Source organism: Psychrobacter sp. AOP3-A1-26, assembly GCF_052378235.1.
In the GTDB taxonomy this organism is placed as follows: Bacteria; Pseudomonadota; Gammaproteobacteria; order Pseudomonadales; family Moraxellaceae; genus Psychrobacter.
The window spans coordinates 1-390 of record NZ_JBQSXN010000221.1 but is presented as its reverse complement, the minus strand read 5'-3'; the positions used below and the strand labels follow the sequence as shown (position 1 = coordinate 390).

The window sequence follows — 390 nt, the reverse complement described above, 5'->3', positions numbered from 1 at the left end:
TAAGGTTTGGCTTTGCGTCTAAGACAGTGCCATAACGTGCCACCTTTGCTCTTGTCTTTCCAGATATAGCGATAGATGCTCATATGGCTGATACCACCATGAAACCCAGCTATTTGTTCAGGACTCCAGCTCTGTTTAAGCTTGTCTGTAACCCAATCCCATACGTCAGCGATGATAGTGAAAGCGTTGTTTGATCGTCTTGCACAGGCTTCGTTGTCGGCATAATTAGCTCGGTAACCTCGCAGGCTTTTATTACGCTTAAGCTCTCTTGATATGGTGCTGGGACTTCTGCCTAATGCATCAGCTATAAATTTAATACTATGTTTCGCCCCTTTTAAGGCGGAAATCTGATATCGTTCACCTAGGCTTAGATGTGTATAGTTCATGGTT

The 390-nt window shown here is 43.8% G+C and carries 1 protein-coding gene; it reads right to left on the bottom strand.

Translation table 11 applies throughout. The annotated features are described in order from the left end of the window. The coding region (locus tag ACT3TU_RS14380; RefSeq protein ID WP_444784548.1) for a transposase at positions 1 to 390 on the bottom strand (390 nt) is incomplete at both ends.